We start from the raw sequence: 18,284 nt of genomic DNA, 5'->3' as shown, positions 1-18,284 counted from the left end.
GTCTTTACTATACTAGCAAATGTTTGTTTTTTTGTCGTCATTAAAATCTTCCCACAGGAATATTTTGAGGATTTCAAATATACTGAGTGAGGCCTGCTTAAATGATAGGCGGAGGAGGAACAGAATGAAGATTGATATCATTGGGGATATACATGGATGCTTTGCTGAATTCAGAACACTTACAATGAAAATGGGCTATTCCTGGGAAACAGGCATTCCAACACATCCTGATGGCAGAAAGCTTGCATTTGTCGGTGATCTGACAGACCGGGGCCCCGAGTCTCTGAAAACAGTTGAAATTGTTTGGGAGCTTGCAGCCAGGCGCCAGGAAGCCTTTTATTCGCCGGGCAACCATTGCAATAAGCTTTACCGCTTTTTCCTGGGCAACAAAGTCCAGGTTACCCACGGCCTTGAAACGACTGCTGCAGAATATGAAGCCCTTCCCCATAAGGAAAAAAAGGAAATTAGAAAAAAATTCATGGAACTGTATGAAAAGGCTCCCCTCTATCAGGTGCTTGACGGCGGAAAGCTCATTATCGCCCATGCCGGCATCAAGGAAGAATTTATCGGGAAAAATAATGCAAAGGTGAAAACCTTTGTGTTGTACGGTGATATTACCGGAAAAAACAACGCGGACGGCACTCCTGAAAGAAGAGACTGGGCAAAGGAGTATAAGGGAGAGAGAATCATTGTCTATGGCCACACGCCCGTGAAGGAACCCCGCATCATCAATTCTACCTATAATATTGATACAGGTGCCGTTTTTGGCAATAAGCTTACGGCCTTAAGATACCCGGAAATGGAATTGGCTTCTGTCGGCTCCTCCATGCCTTTCACTGCAGAAAAGTTCCGGGACATCCTTTAAATATTGCTGGAATAGTAAAAAGGCCGCCTAATAAAGGCGGCTGTCTTCTATTCCAGCAAGATCTTCATATCATCAGGCAGCCCTGCTGAAAAGCAAAGCTGTCTGTCCTGGAACGGATGATAAAAACGGAGCTCCCGGCAATGAAGGGCCTGGCGGCTGATTTGATTTTTATTCCCTCCATACAGCCCGTCCCCAAGCAGTGGATGGCCGAGATGGGAAAGATGGACCCGGATCTGATGGGTCCTTCCTGTTTCAAGCACCAGCTCTACATAAGTGAACTCCCCTGTACCTTTTACCTTATAATGTGTGCAGGCGTACTGTCCATCAAGGAAGTTGACTTCCCTTTCAATGATGCTGTCCTTTTTGCGGCCAATCGGTGCCTGTATGGACCCTTCTTCCGGGAATAGCTTTCCTTCTGCAAAGGCTTCATAGGTTCTCTTTACCCTGCCTTCTCTTTGAAGTGTGCTCATTAAATGATGGACATGGCGGTGCTTGGCAACCAGAACCAGCCCTGTAGTGTCTCGGTCAAGCCTTGTGACAATATGGACCGTCGACGCAAGACCGATTTTCCTGTAGTAGCCGATGAGTGCATTCGCAAGACTGCCGCGGGGATGCTCTCTTGAGGGGATGGTGCTCATAGCAGCTGGCTTGTTGACAACCAGTACATAGGGATCTTCATACACAATATCCAGGGGGATGTCTTCTGCTTCCATCCCTGGACTCGGCTTCTCGGAAGGAAAACTGACGTAGAGGCAGTCCCCCTCCTTTAGCAAATAGCGCACATTTTCCTCATTGCCATTCACTTCGATCTTCCCGCCGCTGAACTTTATATCAGTCAGAGCAGCTTTGGAAATTTCACGCTGCTTCAGATACTCTTTTATGGACTGTCCGCTATCCTGCTTCTCGATTCTCCAATTTAATGTGAACGAATCCATGGACGGGCTCTTCCCTTCTTAGTTGTCGGTAATAAATGAATCATGGACCCTTTTCCAGAATGGGAATGGACGGAAACGGGCAAACCTGATCTTTTCATCCGCCACCCTGAACTGGATCGACTTTACATCCTTGTGCAGGAGCGTCAAATGATCGATCGTGATCTGGAAATCCGGTACATTGACCGGCTTTAGCATGCATGTATGATGGGCCGGGAGAACAAGAGGCGAACCAAGCGTCCTGAATACCCGGTTATTGATGGAAGCCATTTCCGCAAACTGGATGGCAGGAAGAGAAGGATGGAGGATCGCTCCTCCAAGCGCTTTATTATAAGCCGTACTTCCTGATGGTGTGGACAGGCAAAGCCCGTCTCCCCTGAAGCGCTCGAAATGCTGTCCTCTGATTTCAACATCCATCACCAGTGTTCCTTCGATGCTCTTGACTGTCGACTCATTCAAGGCCAGATATCTCGTTTCCCTTCCTCCATGCTGATAGCGGATGATCACTTCAAGAAGCGGATATTCAATCACCTGGTACGGCGTTTTGGCAATGGCAATCACCAGCTTTTCGATTTCTTCCGGCACCCAATCAGCATAAAAGCCAAGATGTCCTGTATGTATTCCGACGAAAGCCGTTTTTTCCAGCCTGCTGCTGTACCGGTGGAAAGCATAGAGAAGCGTGCCATCCCCGCCTATGGATACAACAATATCCGGCTGATCCTCATCATATATTAAATCAAAGTCCAGTAAATACGTTTTCATTTTATGCATAAGTGTATTTGATTTGGAGTCGCCTTTAGACGTAATGGCAAATTTCATTATGCTTTTTCTCTCCTTTTCAAAATCGCTGGTTGCCCCTTGACCGGCTGCCGGACATAAGTCTTGCCGCCGTCAGCTTCCGCCTTCCTTCTGATGCTCTTTCTTCCGGGTGAAGAACGCCTGTGCATCCTGTATTTCTCCTCTGATCAGGGACATTTCTTCATCCAGGCGAAAGGCAGCCTCAGCTGCCCTTTTCAGCCTCATCTGTATATCCTTCGGGAATTGGCCGCGGTATTTATAATTCAATGAGTGTTCTATGGTCGCCCAAAAGTTCATGGCCAGAGTTCTGATCTGGATTTCAACCAGGATTTTTTTCTCGCCATTGATCGTTTGGACAGGATACCTTATGACAACATGATAGGAACGGTAGCCGCTTGCCTTTTTGTGGGATATATAATCCCTTTCCTCTATCAGCTCGAAATCGTTCCTGCGGCGGAGCATTTCAACTACAAGCTTTATGTCATCCACAAACTGGCACATCATCCTCAAGCCAGCGATATCCTGCATCTCGGTTTCCAGCTTATCAAGCGGGATCCCTTTTTGATTGGCTTTATCCAATATGCTCGCAATCGGCTTTACCCTGCCTGTCACAAATTCAATCGGGGAATTTGAGGAATCCAGTTCGAACTGGCCTCTCATCCCTTTCAGTTTCACCTTCAATTCCTCGACAGCCTGCTTATAAGGTGCTAAAAATTGATCCCAATGCTTCATGCGCATCTTCACCTCATCCCATTTTCTCTATTTTTCGGAGGAAGGCCGCGGTGCACCAGCCTCTTGCCGGGGGCTACTGCGCTTGTCAGAAGGCGGCTTCTACTTTTGCCACCATTTCATCTCCATAATTGCTGTTGCCTTTAATATTCTCGATCAGATAGCCGAGTTCCTCCCTGAATTGCGGAAGGGGCAGCCTGTCGGGACCGTTTGCCAGCAAGGCATCCGCCCCTGCGGCAAGCGCCTGGCTCATCACGGACCATGTGCCTTCCGAAAGGACTATGTATGTATATTCATCATTGCTTTCCGCAATATAAACAAATGCCAGATTATCTGAATCAACCAGCATCTGTCCATTCGCCTTAAGCCCATTAATATCCTGTTCTGTTTCCAGCAGCAGCTCCTTCGTTTCTGTCAGTGCCGCCTTAATTATGTCTATTTTTTTATTCATGAATTCCAACCTCCAATACTCCCCCTTATTTTATCACAGGTTGTTTCTATATCCTAAGAATTGAAGTCTGGCTGAAAGAAAGAGATAATAAATCTGACTATACTCAGAGGAGCACAAATGATATGAGCCATTCACAGCACATTGAAATAGAATTCAAGAACATGCTTGAACAGCATGAATTTGAGAAGGCGGCAGCCCTCCTGCAATTTAAACCGGCAGATTTTTTCACGCAGGAAAACCATTATTTTGATACACCGGACTTTACACTCAAGGATAAAATGAGCGCGTTAAGGATCCGCATGAAAAACGGGACATATGAAATGACGCTCAAGCAGCCGGCTGACGAAGGCCTGCTGGAGACAAATATACAGCTTTCGCAAATGGAAGCGGATGCCTGCATGCAGACAGGAGCCATTCCGGACGGCCTTATAAAAGAAGCACTGGAAACCATGCGTATTCCTGTTGCTGAACTCGAATACTTTGGGTCCCTCTCTACCAGACGGGCCGAAAGAACTTATAAAGGCGGCCTGATGGTTCTCGACCATAGTTCCTATTTAAATTGCGAGGATTATGAATTAGAATATGAGGTAGGTGACAGCGAGAAAGGAAAGAAGGATTTTATCCTTTTCCTGAAACAACTAAACATTCCTGAAAGAAAGACCGAAAATAAAATTAAGAGGTTTTACCGTCAAAAATTAAAAATGAACACTGCTGAATGATTAAACAGCTTTGGCAGTTATATAAAAGGAGCCATCAATGAACATTGACCAACTGAAAGTGATGCTTGAACTCCAGGCCCTCCAGAATTTCGGCGGAAACAGTGCCCCTTCAGACTCCGGATTGGGCAGTGTCTTTACCAGCATCATGAATGAGATGATGACAGCAGATGATGCACCAAAGGTTCAGACGGAAGCGGGAGCTGAAACATTCCTGTCTGGAAAAATGGCTGCCGCCCTGCCCCCTGCCAGCTTTACTAAGCTTTCAGGCGGAAATGGAGAACCTTTTTCAGAAATTATCAATGAGGCAGCAGAGCTGTACAAGCTTCCTGCCAAGCTCATCCATTCCGTCATCAAGCAGGAATCCAACTTTAATCCCGGGGCTACCAGTGCTGCTGGCGCTTCCGGGCTGATGCAGCTCATGCCGGAAACAGCCAAAGGCCTTGGCGTCAAAAATATATTTGATCCCCGTGACAATATCTTAGGCGGCAGCAAATATTTACGGGAAATGATGGACAGGTATAGCGGAAACATTGAAAAGGCGCTTGCAGCATACAATGCAGGCCCGGGAAATGTTGATAAATACGGAGGCATCCCTCCTTTTAAAGAAACTTTGAACTATGTAAAAAAAGTAACCGGCAGCTTCTTCTCTTGATGAAATTGCGAGTAAGCCTTTTGCAGCCCCAGGCTCTGCAAAAGGCTTTTTTTACGGAAAAAAAGCCCCTTTTCCCCCTCATATTGACCTGACAATGGCTCACGCTGGAAATATTCCGTGATATTGGTTAAAGTAATGAATGCCGCCACTTTGTTCTGCTTGTCTTCAAGCTATTTGTTTGAGATATAAAAAGGGCGTTGTTAAAATAAAGAAAGCAGAGGAACTAAAAGAAAAAAATTATGTTCCTGCTATAACGAATCTTTTGGAAACTTACTCATTAAACTCGAAAAGGAGTTTTTATAATGGCCGAGAAAATGACTGTACCGTTCGATGCTATTGGCGAAGAAAAACTTCACCGGCTTGTTGATGTTTTTTACAGCCTGGTTGGACAGCACCCTGATCTCGCTCCTATCTTCCCTGATGATTTAACTGAAACGGCCAGAAAGCAAAAGCAGTTCCTGACTCAATATCTTGGAGGACCTGCTTTATATACTTCCGAACATGGGCACCCTATGCTAAGAGCCCGCCACCTCCCCTTCAAAATTACGGAAACAAGGGCAAAGGCATGGCTGTCATGCATGGAACAGGCTATGGATGAAACAGGATTAGAAGGCGACTTCAGGCAGCATTTCTTCTCCCGGCTCGCATTAACGGCACAGCATATGATCAATACACCAGAAAAAGATATGATGAAAGGTGAGAGCAAGTGAGGGAAAAAGAAACATCTCAATTCATTTATGCATCTCCTCATTGCCAGGGCAGCGAGAAAAAGCGGATTGAGATTTATATGTTCGTCGATCCTATCTGTCCCGAGTGCTGGGCGCTGGAACCGATTATTAAGAAACTGATGATAGAGTATGGAAGCTACTTTTCCTTTAAGCATGTCCTTAGCGGCAGGCTTGCCTCCCTTAACATGGGAAGGAAGCAGAAGCTGGAAAGCCTCGCGGACTATTGGGAAAAAACCGCAAGCCGTTCAGGGATGTCATGTGATGGCAATCTCTGGTTTGAAAACCCGGTCTCATCCCCGCATCTGGCTTCCATTGCTATAAAGGCAGCCGAGCTGCAGGGAAGAAAAGCAGGAATCCGCTTTCTGCGGAAGCTGCAGGAGGTGCTTTTCCTTGAAAAGCAGAATGTTTCAAACTTCGATGTACTCAAATCCTGTGCACAGAGTGTCGGACTTGATGTTGTCGAATTTGTTGCTGATATCCACTCAGACAGCGCAGCTAAAGCTTTTCAGTGTGACTTGAAAATCACATCAGAAATGGATGTACAGGAAATACCTACTCTTGTATTTTTTAATGAAAATATTGAAGATGAAGGTATTAAAGTCACTGGATATTATCCTTATGAGGTGTATGTGCAGATCATTGAAGAAATGCTTCAGATGAAGCCTGAACCTTCTGAGCCGCCTTCCCTGGAAGCATTCCTGAAGTATTTTAAGCTGGTAGCAACCAAGGAAATATCAGTTGTCTACAATATGACGGTTTCCCAGGTGGAAAAAGAAATGAAAAAACTCCAATTAAAGCAGCTGGTCGAACAGCTTCCTGCAAAATACGGAACCTTTTGGAGATATTCAGGAGAATAACACAGGATATAAGAAAAGCCCTGCATCTGCAGGGCTTTTCTTATATTTCAGGATGGGAGTTTTATGTTTCAATAATAGAAAGGGGGTTTGATCGTTTGTGAACTATGTCACAAATATATCATATCATACTGGCTGCAGAATGAACATTAGATTGTTCATCTCTTCACAAAATTGTCACGAAATTATCCCCCGCTTTTTGCATATACATATACAAGCCCTGAAACCTGAAACCATAACCAGGAGGTTAAGTATGCTTAAAAGCAAAGCCATCTTATTTCTGATCATACTGGCAGTCGCTGCTGCTTTCATTTTGAATATATTGGGCCTCATGAAGATGCTGCCCCTCATCATCACCTCACCGCTCTTATTCCTGGCCCTACTAATCCTGGTACTGTATATAAATGAAAGGAGGCGGTTTAAAGGCTTTTAGCAAAATTTCAAACCGGAGGATGTGTTTTGAAAGCTGGTGTGGACAATTTTTTGCGGGGGATGGTGCCTGGGAACGAGGTGAGGGTGTGGCAGAGCTGCTAATATTTTGCGGAAGCTGCTAGTATAATTGAAAAGTTGCTAATATATGGCGGAAGCTGCTAATATACCTGGAAAGTTGCTAATAAACCGGAAAAGCTGCTAATATCCGTCCTGCAGCAGCCCCCTTCCTGCCAGACACCCGCTCAACTTTGGCAGGCACTCCAACCCCTACTCGCAAATAAAAATGAAAACCTGCAAATAAACTCAGCAAAGTCGCAATTATATCCTAAAAGTCGCAATTATAAATAAAATCTCGCAAATATCCTTTCAAACTCGCAAATAACCGGCCACTGAACCCCCGTCCAACCACACCGTCCAAACAAAAAAGCGCCAATTTCCCAGATTCAGCACCCCACTCCCACTCAAAACCTCCACTTTTACCACTTCTACACGCATCAGGACATAAAAATGCTTCATCTGCAGCATTTCTTCATACCGATAAAAAAAGCATGCTAAATCATATGCGATTTAACATGCTCTTTGAGTAGTTTTCTCATGTTTTGCACTTCAAAAGAGAACTCTCCACCCGCTTCTCTGTTTTACTGCTTAACCCTCTTCAATAGTGCCTCCATTTCATTCAGCTTCTCCTCGAATACTTTGCAGGCATCTGCTATCGGAGCAGGGCTTGTCATGTCCACACCCGCTTTTTTCAGCACTTCGATCGGGTAATCCGAGCTTCCTGCTTTCAGGAAGTTGATATACCTTTCAACAGCCGGCTCGCCTTCCTCGAGGATCTGCTTGCTTAGTGCAGTTGCGGCGCTGAAGCCTGTAGCATATTGATAAACATAGTAATTGTAATAGAAATGAGGGATCCGGGACCATTCCAGCCCGATTTCCTCGTCGATGATAATATCTTCTTCTCCGAAATACTTTTTGTTCAGCTCATAATAGTCCTGGGTCAGGGCATCAGCAGTCAACGCCTCATTATTTTGGGCTTTCTGGTGGATCTGATGTTCGAATTCCGCGAACATTGTCTGGCGGAACACCGTGCCCCTGAATCCTTCTAAATAATGGTTCAGCAGATACAGCCTTTTTTGGTCATCATCGATCGTTTTCAGCAGATAGTCGTTAAGCAGGGCTTCATTGCATGTGGAAGCCACCTCTGCCACAAAGATTGAATAATTGCCATAAGGATATGGCTGCGTTTTTCTTGTATAGTAGCTATGGACAGAATGCCCGAATTCATGCGCAAGGGTGAACAGATTATTCACATTGTCCTGCCAGTTCATCAGAATATATGGATTTGTGCCATATGCACCTGAAGAGTAAGCCCCGCTTCTTTTTCCTTTATTCTCATGGACATCGACCCAGCGGTTTTCAAACCCTTCCTTTAATACGGAAAGATATTCCTCTCCCAGCGGCTCCAGCCCTTTTAAAACATAATCCTTCGCTTCATCATATGGAATTTCCATCTTCACATCTTTGACAAGCGGTGTGAAGAGATCATACATATGAAGCTTTTCAAGGCCCAGGACCTCTTTTCTCAGCTTAATGTAGCGGTGGAGAAGATGGAGGTTGTCGTTGACCGTATTGACCAGATTTTCATAGACGCTTTCAGGGATATTATTATCCGAAAGTGCAGCGTGGCGCGCAGAATCGTAATTCCTGACACGGGCATAGAAATTGTCTTTTTTGACATTGCTGCTCAAGGTGCTCGAAAAAGTATTTTTGAACTTTCCGTAAGTATCATACACCGCTTTGAAGGCATCCCTGCGGACACGCTGGTCGTCGCTCTCCAGGAAACGGATATAGCGGCCATGCGTAACCTCGACTTCTTCCCCGTTCTCATCTTTAATGGATGGAAATTCAAGATCGGCATTATTCAGCATGCCAAACGTGTTCCCTGGTGCATCAAGGACTTCTGAAGCCTGAGCAAGCAGGGCTTCTGCTTCTGCAGATAATACATGCGGCCTTTGAAGATTAATTTCCTCCAAAGAATGCTCATATAGCTTCAGCTCTTCTTTTTCGTTTAGGAAGCTGCTGATTTTCTCTTCATCAATTGCCAGGATCTCGGGCACAATATAGGCCAGGCTGCTCGCTGCCTGAGAATAGAGATTTTTAATGCGGTCATCCAGTCCCTGATAAAAGGAATTGGTCGTATCCTGGTCATATCTCATATGGGCATATGAGTAGAGCCTGCCCAGCCTTTCAAGCAGATGATCCTGGTATTGAAGGGCTTCATATAACTTGTCTGCACTGTCCCCCAATTTGCCCTGGAACCCGCCTGCTTCAGGAAGCAGCTGCTTAACTTCCTTGAATTCTTTTTCCCAGGCATCGTCATTTGAAAAAATATCTTCAAGCCTCCATGTGTCTTCGGTCTTTATTTCACTTCTTGAAGGCAATTTCTTTACTGCAGTTTCATTTGCCATGTCTATATCCTCCATTTCATTTATTTCGTGGTCCGAATAAAAAATCGGTTTACTAGTTATTTCTACCTTTAAAGGGAAATTCCTTCTTTATTATAAATCTCCCCTTATTGTATGTCAGTGATGCTGTTTTCATTATTCCCCATTTCATTTGGGATGCGAGTGTCTTCCGCTCTCTCCATTCCTGTATAAAAGCGCATCCTCAGTAGTCCGGCTTCACTCATTGTCTTAGGGACTGTCCACTCCTGTGCGAGCCTGTACTTCCCTCCTCCTTCAAACTGAAGGATACCGGAGGATGACAAATGGCTTAAATATTCTGTGATAGCCATGGTGTATTCTCCTTCTGCAAGGGGGAGCATCCTGACTTTCACATCGCCAGCCCCTATCCGCCGCTTCAGTGACTGCAGGATTTCATTCTCAGTCACCTTTCCTCCGGGTTCCAGGCCTATGAAACAGTCAGTATGCAGATACCCCTGCCAGACAAGCGGAGGTGTCGAAATCCATGGAGAATGGCGGACAGGAATGCCGATATGCGGCGGAAGCAGTGAGATATTTAGTCCAGCTTGATATATGGCCAAATAGAAGGGATGTTTGAATGTGTTGGGAGTCAGCGTATAAGTTTGCAGCAGCCTGGAGATTTCCTTATGCCAGCCTGCCGGCGGAAAACGGACAATCCATTGGGGAGTTATTAGACTTGGAAGTTTCATTTCATGCAGCGGTATGACAGAGAAGTCTGTCAGGGCATTACGGGTCGTGAGCGGGCAGATATTGGAGAGGAAAATAAAACTCTGTGCATCGGGGCAGTATGAAAGCAAGTGATATGGAATATCTGATGAACGATTGACAAAAGAATAATGGAACTCAGAGAAGCTTGCTTTTCTGGCTGAGGTCCGCCTGATCTCTTTTCCCCCCAGTATCCAGATTGGCGTGAAGCCCGCCTCTCTGTAAGCCCTTGTCCTGCTGGCAAACAGCGTTTCCGAAATAGGAGAGCACTGAAATTCAACGGCAAATTTCTTTCCACCGTAAACAAAGCAGACATCAGGGCGCTGTTTGATGCTTTTTATATAAGTTTCCAGCCTGGCATGCACATTATTGGCCATCAGCCACCGGTAAATATCAAGCTTTCCCTTCAGATGGTACTCTGATTCATTTTCAAAGGATGCTTCGCAGGAATGTTCCTTATAATGGGCAAAGTGGGGAATCTTCCGCCTGCCCACCTTCAGCATTACCTTTTTCCTGCAGACGGGACAATAGAAGCTGCCCTCCTTTACTTTGAGATTACGCAGCGAATCCCTGTCCGTGAAGTCAGCAGTATTGATATACTGGCCTGATTTACGGATTGCTGTCAGCATAGTTTCGCCTCCTTTCTTTTTCATTATTACTAATTCGCTGTTTGAAATGGATATCCTGCCAGGGATCATCCCTTCATAGAAAAATGCCGCAGCAGCTGCTGCGGCATTCTCCTCATATGTTAGCGGCTAAAAACCTAAAGCAGAGGTGACAACAGGCGGGCAGTTGATTCCAGCAGCCTGTACCCAATATGCCTCTTGCCGAATAAAGCTCTTGTCATTTCCTGGGAATCATTAAGGTCAAGCAGATATTCAGAAGCAAGTTTTTGTGTACTGTGAGTTTTAAACAGGAAAGCATTGACTTCAAAATTCAGATGAAAGCTCCTCATATCCATATTTGATGTACCGATAGAAGCCAGCTCATTGTCGACAATTACAATCTTGCTGTGCATAAAGCCCTTTTGATACTCATAAATCTTCACACCTGCGTCAAGCAACTCAGGAAAATAGGATCTTGATGCATGGAAAACAATACGCTTATCCGGACGATGCGGCACCAGCAGGCGGACATCAACCCCGCTCAGCGCAGCCACTTTGATGGCGGTGAATATATCTTCATCAGGGATAAAGTAAGGAGAGGCAATCCATACCGATTCTTTCGCAGAAGTAATCATCGAGAAGAAGATATTCTTAATGACACTCCATTCATTATCCGGTCCCCCGGCAATCAGCTGTACCCCGCCATGATTGTTTTCTTCGGGAACCGGTGTCAGATATTCAGCTGTCAAAAAGCTGTCATTGGTCATATAATACCAGTCCTGCAGAAATATGAGCTGCAGTGTACGAACCGCTTCCCCCTGGAGCATCAGATGGGTATCGCGCCAAAAACCAAAATGAGGATTGCGCCCCAGATACTCATCACCAATATTAAGGCCGCCCATAAAACCTGTATTGCCGTCAATGACAATGATCTTACGGTGATTGCGGAAGTTGAACTTGCTGTTCAGCAGCGGCATTTTTACTGGCCCAAATGCAACTGTCTCCACCCCTGATGACCTTAAATCGCGAATATACTTCTTGGACATTTTCCAGGAGCCCACCGCATCATACAAAAATTTTACTTTAACCCCTTCCCTCGCTTTTTGCATGAGTATTTCTTTAATCTCCATCCCGATTTGATCATGCCGGACAATATAATATTCCATATGGATATGATGGGTGGCACTCCTGAGAGCTCCCAGGATCTGATTAAAGGTTTCTTCTCCATTTGTAAGAATTCTTGTGCTTGTGGCAAAGGAGATAGGGCTGTTCCCGATTTCATGAGCCAAACGGAAAAGCTTCCTTTGATGCTCTCCCATCTGCCGTACTTTTTCAGCATAATTTCTCCCATGGTTTTCCTGCACTTTCCTGAAAGCTTCTTTATCCAAAAAGTATTTTTTCCGAAACATCTTTTCTTTCCGGTAGTTCCGACCAAAAAGGAGGTAAAAAATAAAGCCGAGCAGGGGAAACCCCCCTAAAACCACCAGCCAGGTCAAAGTCTGTGAGGGGTGTCGATTTTCAAGGAAAATGATGAACCCAATAAAAATGACGGATAAAGTTACCAATAGGCTGAAGTAGCCCAGAAAGCCGCCATTGACCGGAAAAAATTTATTGATTGCGAAAAGTAGTAAGATCAGGGATCCGCTGAATATGGTAATCCTAACGGCGTTTTTCATTATTGCTGTCACCTGTCCCAACCGGCAAAATCATGCTGCCTTCTATATACAAAGAAAACACCGATTTCATTCAGAAATCGGCATTGTTTAATCAAAATACTTCCTGAGCTCACCGAATACATCCTCAGCTATGATAAGCTTGCCGTATTCTTCAATCCGGTGGATCGTCGTCTGGGTTTCATGCCCGAACTCAAGCAGGATGCTCAAAGCATTATCAATCTGCTCTTCGTCAAAATCTTCCTCGTCAGGAAATTCAACATACAGATAAAATTTATTTTCAAATGAATAAAGCTTTGTCGCCAAGGAATCAAGGCTGGAGGTTTTGGAAAGGGAAATGATATCCTCAAAATCATCGAATTTCAGAAGAAACTCAAGATTATCTTCATAAGAAGAGTCTTCTTCATCTTCATGCTTTGTGAAATGCTGATCCAGCAAATCCTCGATCCTCTCTTCAACAGGCAGATCTTTCAGCTTATCCTCAGGAACGGGAAGTTCGAATTTCTGGCCGTCTTTGGAAAGCTGCGCCTTGGTGACAAGCACCTCAAGCCCTTTATCCAAAGCTTGTACCTGAATCCATAAAGGCCCTTCCACCATGAACTCTTCTTCCTGATGCACTTCGTCCATCATTTCCCAAAAGAGTTCCTCGCTCCGCTCCCTGTTATACCAGATTTCATCCCGGTCGAAGCCTCTCTCTTCTATATCAATATAAGAAATGTAAAACTTTACAGTATTATCATTAATCCGTTCAATTTCCATTCAGAACTCTCCCTTCCGGCGATTGTTGAAGGGACTAAATACCCCCATAAGATGTTGTTTATATCCTTTACCCAATAAAGTTGGCTTTAATCTTTCTAGGAAGGTAACTGTATTGTTGCCTTATACTCCTATTTTATGACAAAAAGGGGATAAAGGGAATTAAAACGAAGCAGGTTTCAAAAAACCATTGTATGCCTATATGCTTCATTTTAGTACATTTAATCTTACCAAAAATTTTAGTTGTGTACAAACAACTGAGCTTGCCGATAAGCCAGTGTGGGTCATGTATACATTAATCAGGGGAAAAAGAATAAAAAACGCAAAATAAAAAGCCCCTTATCTCAAAGAGATAAAAGGCTGATTCATCAGTTAACCATACGCTGTGCTTCCCGCAGCTGATACGTACGCACTTTACGCGGAAGGAATCTTCTGATTTCATCTTCATTATAGCCAACCTGAAGGCGCTTTTCGTCAATAATGATTGGACGGCGGAGCAGGCCCGGGTTATCCTTAATTAATTCAAACAGCTCTTGAAGCGGCATGGTTTCGAGGTTTACGTCAAGTTTTTGGAACGTCTTTGATCTCGTAGAGATAATTTCATCCGTACCATCTTCCGTCATACGGAGGATTTCCTTAATTTCATCAATTGAAAGGGGTTCGGAAAAAATATTCCGCTCTTTATAGCCTATTTCATGCTCTTCAAGCCATGATTTCGCTTTCCTGCAAGATGTGCAACTTGGTGAAGTGTATAATGTGACCATTTTACAAATTCACACTCCTTAATTAGACATATATAAAGATCTTTTACAAGAATTATACTCAGAAAATATGAACCCTTAATTAAAATTACTTTAAATTAGTAATTTATATTAATTATTATACACCATTAAAGATGCATTTGGTATACCTTTTTAGAAATATGCTAAAAGACTTATGCAAAGGTTCTACAGTTCATTTTTCTAAAGCATTCTACTATATAAGACGTACGAGAGAGATAAAAGTTTCAAAAATTTTAATAGATTCTATCTTTCCCTGCTTGATGGCCATAATTATGTAGAACTTTTAATGGCCCGATGCCGCAAATGACCTTTATATGTTTTATACCCATACTCTTCAGGCAGTAAACCTTATTTTTAATTCTCAATTAATTTATGAAAATGAAAATGCTGCTATCAAAAATAGCAGCATTTTTCCTAGAGCCCTTTCAGAACATCTTCAGAACTTTTATCTTCTTCGAACGTCAGTACTTCCTCTACCGGCTGGTAGGATTCTCCGTAGAAATGTGCATCTTTATACGTATGGACCAGCTCATACGTCTGCTTCATGCTGTCGTAGATCAGTTCTTCCGATTCATTGCCAGGGGCCCAATAAAGGATTTCCATGCTGTTGATTTCCTTTGTTGCCAGCGAACGCCTTCTGTATCCGATTGACTGGGCATGCTCAAAGCCTTCCCGCTTGTAAAATTTGAGCCTTTTTTCCGTGTCGGTGTCTTCATAATTGACAGGTTCTACTTCAAGGATGATCGGCTTTTCCTTTTTCTTAAGCTTATCAAGGAGTTTATGGCCCAGCCCCTGTCCCCTGGCTGCCTTCGAAACAAACAGGTAGTCGATGAAGACGAAGTTATCCAGTTCTACATACATCAGAACATGGTTATCTCCTTCGTCCTTGTGATAGATTTCAGCGCGTTCCTTAAGCAATGTTTCCATATGCTCGCGGGACTTCATTTCTTCAATAGGGAAATATTGATTCAATTTTTCATACCAATGCATATTTTAGCTCCTTTTATTTAATAGTCCAGTCCGATAAGCATCCATCTTTCTCCACACTCTCCGGCTGTTGCAGAGCTTAATTGCCCCGCTCTGGAATCGCACACGAAAAATACACTAATAATTTGCCGAATTGCAAAGTATTTATACAATAAACCTTTTCTAATAACTGCCGTTCTTTTACAATAAATAGAAAGGGACACTGGCATTTGGCAATACAAATCATTCTCAGCGCCGCTGTGAAAAGAAAGATGGAGGTTTATATGATTGAATTTGCTGCGGATTTATCGATTGTTGCCCTGCTCGTGATTGGAATTACTGCTATAATTGGAGTTGCAGCGAATGGAATCGGCGAGAAGCTGTTCGGCGGTAAACGAAAATCCGAATTTGTGGATCAATCCGCAAAGGTGCAGACTGGGTGGAAAAATGTAGGCGGCAGAAAGCAAAATTGATCCTGCCATATACTATGATACCGCATACAGATCCTGTGTCAAATAACAGCCTGTTGTAAACGCTCTTTGGAAAACAACATTCATTCATATGCGGCCTTATCCTGTAAAAAGGCCGTTCCGTTGAACAGAGATGAAGCCGGGCTAATTTGCCCGGCTTCTCTCTAGTTATTCCCCTGGTGTATAGTCAACGCCTTCTGTGTAGGAATTGCCTGCATTCCAAAGGAGATATTCATTGATTCCCTGGTCTTTAAGGGCCTTGATCTGGGCTTCTACCTCTTGCTTGCCGTATGCCTTGTAATTCCCTGCCCCCAGCCACGAAGCCGTGAAGTCCTGGAGCCATGGCCTTGATACAGGTGCTTCTTCCAGCTCTGCAAGCTTCTTCTTTTCTAGCTTAGAATATTCAGCCACAAGCTTATATGGCTCCAGATCGGGCTTGCTGATCCCGAAATAGGATGTCCAGTGACTCGGATATATCATTGAAGAAATCACATCGACATTGGAGGATATTTTAGAGAAATTCTGGCCGATCCCCGGTGCTTCCGGCAGTGTTGCGCTGTAGCCAAAAATATCAACGGAAACCTGGACATCATATGGCTCAAGCTGTTCCCGTGCATAGGCTACAAAGTCTGTGACAGCCTGAACCCTTTTTTGCACATTGTCTTCAGCGCCATCATACTTTCCAGTTGAATAGGTTAAAGTGTCTTCACGTTTTTCAAACCCTTCAGGAAAACGGACATAATCAAACTGAATTTCCTGGAAGCCCATCTTAGCAGCTTCAATGGCAATTCCGACATTATAATCCCATACCTCTTTCAGGAATGGATTTACGAATGATTCTCCTCTGCCATTTGACCAGACCTTATTCCCATCCTTATAGGACCATTCCGGCTTGGCATTGGCCAATACGCTGTCTTTAAAGACAACCACACGGGCAATAGGATAAATCTTCTTCTCCTCCATCGTTTTCAGAACCTTCGCAGGGTCTTTTATGTAGGGTTTGCCGATGGAGCTGTAAGGCGATTCTCCTTCAGGGATATAAGTAAGATTGCCCCAGTCATCCTTTATATCGATGACCATGGCATTTAAGTCGGTTTTATCCATCAGGTCTACTAACTTATTAAATTTTTCTCCTCCGGCAGAATGTCCGGTGACATAGACTCCCCTTACAGCATCAGGATATTCAAATGTGTAGCCTGAATCATATTTAAATCGTGCCATGGCTGCTGGCAGTTCTTTTTTCAATTCTATGTATTCTCTTACGGGCATAGAGCTGTTGGACAGCATTTCACTCTCTTCAGCACTGGCATGTATGGTGATGAGTGAAGACAAAGCAGCTGCAGCCGCAGTCAATTTTAAAGCCTTCATATTCTTCTCCCTTCTATCCTTTTAAATTCATTATAAAGGCAGCCTGCTTTCATTTACATATGTAAAAAGCAACAACATGGTACTCATTCCCTTTCCTCTTTCCTGTTACACGTGAAATCTAATATTTTTTAATTTTAGTAGAATTAATGAATATATAGAAAATTTGTAATAGTAATTGTTGTCAAAATGTTGTATTATTATTACAAGATAAATACGTTAATGAGAAAAAGGGGTAAAGTGATACTTCACATTCCGAAATAGATCGTTTTTACAACTTGGCTTTTTACATCACCTGCAACTATATTTCTAAAATTTTGCTGTTCTCTTTTTTGATGTAATTTAAAGCCAAAAGACGATCTCGGAATGAGATCGTCTTTTGTTATTTTTTGTATTGCGCCTTATATTGGAGAGCTTCCTTTTCAGAGCAGTAAACATAATGGCCTGGTGTAATTTCACGCATTTCCAGTTGATCGCTGTCAGAGTAGCCGTGAACAGCAGGATCATAGGTTGTACGCTTTCTTGTCCTCTCTGTTTCCGGGTCCGGAAGCGGAATGGCGGAAAGGAGGGACTGTGTGTATGGATGCAGCGGGTTGTTGTACAGATCATCAGCTGGAGCGATTTCTACCAGCTTGCCGAAGTACATAACCCCAATTCTGTCACTGATATATTTAACCATGGAAAGGTCATGGGCAATAAAAAGATATGTCAGCCCTTTATCACGCTGCAATTGCTTCATCAGGTTTACTACCTGTGCTTGGATGGAAACATCAAGAGCTGAAATAGGCTCATCAGCAATAATGAATTCAGGCTCTACGGCAAGAGCTCGGGCAATCCCGATACGCTGGCGCTGTCCGCCTGAGAACTCATGCGGGTAACGGTTAGCGTGCTCTTTGTTCAAGCCGACTGTTTCAAGAAGTTCATAGACTCTTTCCATCCGTTCTTTCTTGCTTGCTGCAAGCCCATGGATGTCAATCCCTTCAGCGATGATGTCAGCTACAGTCATCCTTGGATTCAGGGAAGCGTATGGATCCTGGAAAATCATCTGCATTTTGCGGTTGAACTTCTTCAGCTCTTTAGCAGATTTCCTTCCGTGGACATTCTCGCCTTCAAAAAGGACTTGTCCATCTGTAGCATCGTACAGTCTGATGATTGTTCTCCCAGTCGTCGACTTACCGCAGCCTGACTCGCCTACAAGGCCGAGCGTTTCACCTTTATAGATATCAAATGTAATGCCGTCTACTGCTCTTACCATATTAGGGCGGCCGACATTAAAGTGCTGCTTGAGGTTCTTAATTTCAATTAATTTTTCAGCCATT

The 18,284-nt window shown here is 43.9% G+C and carries 19 protein-coding genes; 7 read left to right on the top strand and 12 right to left on the bottom strand.

What is annotated here, in order from left to right:
• Positions 1-124 precede the first annotated feature (124 nt).
• Positions 125-865, top strand: a complete 741-nt coding sequence (gene prpE, locus ACQCVH_RS03945) for a bis(5'-nucleosyl)-tetraphosphatase PrpE (protein ID WP_426834539.1) — start codon at positions 125-127, stop codon at positions 863-865.
• A 47-nt stretch (positions 866-912) separates the two neighbouring features.
• Here the strand turns inward: prpE and ACQCVH_RS03940 are convergent, their stop codons facing one another.
• The 4 genes from ACQCVH_RS03940 to ACQCVH_RS03925 all read right to left on the bottom strand — a co-directional run bounded on the left by ACQCVH_RS03940 (position 913) and on the right by ACQCVH_RS03925 (position 3,775).
• Complete coding sequence (locus ACQCVH_RS03940; RefSeq protein WP_426834538.1) at positions 913-1,800, bottom strand: RluA family pseudouridine synthase; 888 nt, start codon at positions 1,798-1,800, stop codon at positions 913-915.
• Between the two features lie 18 nt (positions 1,801-1,818).
• Positions 1,819-2,616: an NAD kinase gene (locus ACQCVH_RS03935; protein ID WP_009794119.1), complete on the bottom strand. Its 798-nt coding sequence runs from the start codon at positions 2,614-2,616 to the stop codon at positions 1,819-1,821.
• 72 nt (positions 2,617-2,688) lie between these two features.
• Positions 2,689-3,327 (bottom strand): GTP diphosphokinase, encoded by a 639-nt coding sequence (gene yjbM, locus ACQCVH_RS03930; RefSeq protein ID WP_318247601.1) that lies wholly within the window; start codon positions 3,325-3,327, stop codon positions 2,689-2,691.
• Positions 3,328-3,412: 85 nt separating this feature from the next.
• A complete protein-coding gene (locus ACQCVH_RS03925) occupies positions 3,413-3,775 on the bottom strand; it encodes a UPF0738 family protein (RefSeq protein ID WP_426834537.1) in 363 nt (120 codons plus the stop codon).
• A gap of 122 nt (positions 3,776-3,897) precedes the next feature.
• On the opposite strand from ACQCVH_RS03925, the gene ACQCVH_RS03920 reads away from it, so the two are divergent.
• From ACQCVH_RS03920 to ACQCVH_RS03900, 5 genes are all read left to right on the top strand, one after another.
• Positions 3,898-4,494: a CYTH domain-containing protein gene (locus ACQCVH_RS03920; RefSeq protein ID WP_426834536.1), complete on the top strand. Its 597-nt coding sequence runs from the start codon at positions 3,898-3,900 to the stop codon at positions 4,492-4,494.
• A 37-nt stretch (positions 4,495-4,531) separates the two neighbouring features.
• Entirely contained in the window at positions 4,532-5,146 is a 615-nt protein-coding gene (locus ACQCVH_RS03915; protein WP_426834535.1) for a lytic transglycosylase domain-containing protein, read from the top strand.
• 302 nt (positions 5,147-5,448) lie between these two features.
• A complete protein-coding gene (locus ACQCVH_RS03910) occupies positions 5,449-5,856 on the top strand; it encodes a globin domain-containing protein (protein ID WP_426834534.1) in 408 nt (135 codons plus the stop codon).
• Positions 5,853-6,731 (top strand): ClpXP adapter SpxH family protein, encoded by an 879-nt coding sequence (locus ACQCVH_RS03905; RefSeq protein WP_426834533.1) that lies wholly within the window; start codon positions 5,853-5,855, stop codon positions 6,729-6,731. The genes ACQCVH_RS03910 and ACQCVH_RS03905 overlap by 4 nt, the downstream gene beginning before the upstream one ends.
• 250 nt (positions 6,732-6,981) lie before the next feature.
• Complete coding sequence (locus tag ACQCVH_RS03900; protein ID WP_257990283.1) at positions 6,982-7,161, top strand: hypothetical protein; 180 nt, start codon at positions 6,982-6,984, stop codon at positions 7,159-7,161.
• A 637-nt stretch (positions 7,162-7,798) separates the two neighbouring features.
• Here the strand turns inward: ACQCVH_RS03900 and pepF are convergent.
• The 6 genes from pepF to ACQCVH_RS03870 form a co-directional block, all read right to left on the bottom strand.
• On the bottom strand, positions 7,799-9,628 hold the full coding sequence (pepF, locus tag ACQCVH_RS03895) for an oligoendopeptidase F (protein ID WP_426834532.1): 1,830 nt from the start codon (positions 9,626-9,628) through the stop codon (positions 7,799-7,801).
• Between the two features lie 104 nt (positions 9,629-9,732).
• Complete coding sequence (locus ACQCVH_RS03890; protein ID WP_426834531.1) at positions 9,733-10,977, bottom strand: competence protein CoiA; 1,245 nt, start codon at positions 10,975-10,977, stop codon at positions 9,733-9,735.
• Between the two features lie 134 nt (positions 10,978-11,111).
• Positions 11,112-12,629, bottom strand: coding sequence for a cardiolipin synthase (gene cls, locus ACQCVH_RS03885; protein WP_426834530.1), 1,518 nt, complete (start codon positions 12,627-12,629; stop codon positions 11,112-11,114).
• An 87-nt stretch (positions 12,630-12,716) separates the two neighbouring features.
• A complete protein-coding gene (mecA, locus tag ACQCVH_RS03880) occupies positions 12,717-13,385 on the bottom strand; it encodes an adaptor protein MecA (RefSeq protein WP_426834529.1) in 669 nt (222 codons plus the stop codon).
• 365 nt (positions 13,386-13,750) lie between these two features.
• Positions 13,751-14,146, bottom strand: a complete 396-nt coding sequence (gene spxA / locus ACQCVH_RS03875) for a transcriptional regulator SpxA (protein WP_009794105.1) — start codon at positions 14,144-14,146, stop codon at positions 13,751-13,753.
• A 432-nt stretch (positions 14,147-14,578) separates the two neighbouring features.
• The gene (locus tag ACQCVH_RS03870; RefSeq protein ID WP_426834528.1) at positions 14,579-15,154 is read right to left on the bottom strand and encodes a GNAT family N-acetyltransferase; all 576 of its coding nucleotides are present in this window, start codon (positions 15,152-15,154) and stop codon (positions 14,579-14,581) included.
• Positions 15,155-15,414: 260 nt separating this feature from the next.
• Here ACQCVH_RS03870 and ACQCVH_RS03865 point away from each other — a divergent pair, with 260 nt between their 5' ends.
• On the top strand, positions 15,415-15,603 hold the full coding sequence (locus ACQCVH_RS03865) for a hypothetical protein (RefSeq protein WP_224900150.1): 189 nt from the start codon (positions 15,415-15,417) through the stop codon (positions 15,601-15,603).
• A 165-nt stretch (positions 15,604-15,768) separates the two neighbouring features.
• On the opposite strand, the gene ACQCVH_RS03860 is transcribed toward ACQCVH_RS03865, so the two are convergent.
• Positions 15,769-16,968, bottom strand: coding sequence for a putative glycoside hydrolase (locus tag ACQCVH_RS03860; protein ID WP_426834527.1), 1,200 nt, complete (start codon positions 16,966-16,968; stop codon positions 15,769-15,771).
• 379 nt (positions 16,969-17,347) lie between these two features.
• Positions 17,348-18,283 carry an ABC transporter ATP-binding protein gene (locus ACQCVH_RS03855; protein ID WP_426834526.1) on the bottom strand — a complete coding sequence of 312 codons (936 nt, stop codon included), beginning with the start codon at positions 18,281-18,283 and terminating at the stop codon, positions 17,348-17,350.
• Position 18,284: the final 1 nt, after the last annotated feature.

Source organism: Bacillus infantis, assembly GCF_050107595.1.
GTDB classification, from domain to species: domain Bacteria; phylum Bacillota; class Bacilli; order Bacillales; family Cytobacillaceae; genus Bacillus_AB; species Bacillus_AB infantis_C.
The sequence above is the reverse complement of the archived record's forward strand: the minus strand, read 5'-3'. Positions and strand labels throughout refer to the sequence as shown.

Excerpts from the sequence above, each read along its gene's own strand:
- pepF (WP_426834532.1), bottom strand. The coding sequence starts at position 9,628 with ATGGCAAATGAAACTGCAGTAAAGAAATTGCCTTCAAGAAGTGAAATA.
- ACQCVH_RS03925 (WP_426834537.1), bottom strand. The coding sequence starts at position 3,775 with ATGAATAAAAAAATAGACATAATTAAGGCGGCACTGACAGAAACGAAG.
- ACQCVH_RS03920 (WP_426834536.1), top strand. The coding sequence starts at position 3,898 with ATGAGCCATTCACAGCACATTGAAATAGAATTCAAGAACATGCTTGAA.
- ACQCVH_RS03855 (WP_426834526.1), bottom strand. The coding sequence starts at position 18,283 with ATGGCTGAAAAATTAATTGAAATTAAGAACCTCAAGCAGCACTTTAAT.
- ACQCVH_RS03890 (WP_426834531.1), bottom strand. The coding sequence starts at position 10,977 with ATGCTGACAGCAATCCGTAAATCAGGCCAGTATATCAATACTGCTGAC.
- ACQCVH_RS03915 (WP_426834535.1), top strand. The coding sequence starts at position 4,532 with ATGAACATTGACCAACTGAAAGTGATGCTTGAACTCCAGGCCCTCCAG.
- spxA (WP_009794105.1), bottom strand. The coding sequence starts at position 14,146 with ATGGTCACATTATACACTTCACCAAGTTGCACATCTTGCAGGAAAGCG.
- ACQCVH_RS03940 (WP_426834538.1), bottom strand. The coding sequence starts at position 1,800 with ATGGATTCGTTCACATTAAATTGGAGAATCGAGAAGCAGGATAGCGGA.
- ACQCVH_RS03910 (WP_426834534.1), top strand. The coding sequence starts at position 5,449 with ATGGCCGAGAAAATGACTGTACCGTTCGATGCTATTGGCGAAGAAAAA.
- ACQCVH_RS03865 (WP_224900150.1), top strand. The coding sequence starts at position 15,415 with ATGATTGAATTTGCTGCGGATTTATCGATTGTTGCCCTGCTCGTGATT.
- mecA (WP_426834529.1), bottom strand. The coding sequence starts at position 13,385 with ATGGAAATTGAACGGATTAATGATAATACTGTAAAGTTTTACATTTCT.
- ACQCVH_RS03935 (WP_009794119.1), bottom strand. The coding sequence starts at position 2,616 with ATGAAATTTGCCATTACGTCTAAAGGCGACTCCAAATCAAATACACTT.
- yjbM (WP_318247601.1), bottom strand. The coding sequence starts at position 3,327 with ATGAAGCATTGGGATCAATTTTTAGCACCTTATAAGCAGGCTGTCGAG.
- ACQCVH_RS03900 (WP_257990283.1), top strand. The coding sequence starts at position 6,982 with ATGCTTAAAAGCAAAGCCATCTTATTTCTGATCATACTGGCAGTCGCT.
- ACQCVH_RS03870 (WP_426834528.1), bottom strand. The coding sequence starts at position 15,154 with ATGCATTGGTATGAAAAATTGAATCAATATTTCCCTATTGAAGAAATG.
- prpE (WP_426834539.1), top strand. The coding sequence starts at position 125 with ATGAAGATTGATATCATTGGGGATATACATGGATGCTTTGCTGAATTC.
- ACQCVH_RS03860 (WP_426834527.1), bottom strand. The coding sequence starts at position 16,968 with ATGAAGGCTTTAAAATTGACTGCGGCTGCAGCTGCTTTGTCTTCACTC.
- cls (WP_426834530.1), bottom strand. The coding sequence starts at position 12,629 with ATGAAAAACGCCGTTAGGATTACCATATTCAGCGGATCCCTGATCTTA.